The following is an 892-nucleotide window of genomic DNA, read 5'->3' on the forward strand; positions in this document are numbered from 1 at the left end:
TTTCAGGGTTATACCATCATGGGTGATTGTGACTTATTAGGCTTTGGCGTCTCATCCATCAGTCAAATTGCCAACAGCAATACGCGCTATATCCTGCAAAATGACACCGACTTGCAAAACTATCAAGCTAAGATTGATATGGCAAAAATTAATCCTGCGGTCATGCCTGCGGTGAAATATATTAAGACGTCTATCAAAGATCGCTTACGCGAATATGTCATTATGAACTTGCTCTGCCACGATTATCTTGATTTTAAAGATGTGAATCAAAAATTCGGTATCGATGCCATCACCTATTTTATTGATGAGATCCAACAGCTGGGTGCGATGCAAGCAGATAGACTGATTGATATGGATGCTGCTGGCATTCGTGTCTTACCTAGGGGCCGCTTGCTTGGTCGCAATGTCGCTATGGTCTTTGATGAATATCTAGAAAATAAACATAAAGACCGCTTCTCAAAAGTTATTTAAAATAATGATTTTGAAGCCAATTATCAAACGTAAAAAAGACCTCAAGCGAGGTCTTTTTTAGATATAACTGCGCGGTGTTTACAGTTTTAATTTATCACCAACCATCCCTTTCACCGTGCTTAGGATATCTGCAGGCAACACCACCATTTTTGAATTGTCAGACTCTGCCAGTTGACGAATAGACTTGATGTACTGCTCGCCAAGTAAGTAGACAATCGGCATCTCCTCATCACCCATCGCCGCTGTGATAAGACGGATCGATTCCTCTGAGCCTTTAGCCAGTACCACTTGCGCTTCAGCATCGCGACGTGAAGCTTCCAGACGTCCATCTGCTTCCAAAATAGCGGCTTGTTTTTGACCATCGGCACGAGTAACGGTCGCACGGCGTAAACGCTCTGCGGCTGCTTGCTCTTCCATAGAG

General features: G+C 43.4%; 1 protein-coding gene and 1 pseudogene. One reads left to right on the forward strand and one right to left on the reverse strand.

Annotation, left to right across the window (positions count from 1 at the left end):
- Window positions 1-471: pseudogene (locus ACS8FC_RS15760) on the forward strand (oxygen-independent coproporphyrinogen III oxidase); the annotation flags it as partial.
- A 78-nt stretch (window positions 472-549) separates the two neighbouring features.
- Here ACS8FC_RS15760 and ACS8FC_RS15765 read toward each other — a convergent pair.
- Window positions 550-892: SPFH domain-containing protein (locus tag ACS8FC_RS15765; protein ID WP_459112967.1), on the reverse strand; the 343-nt coding region annotated here is incomplete at its 5' end.

The sequence above is a fragment of the Psychrobacter sp. 1Y4 genome, from assembly GCF_051847555.1.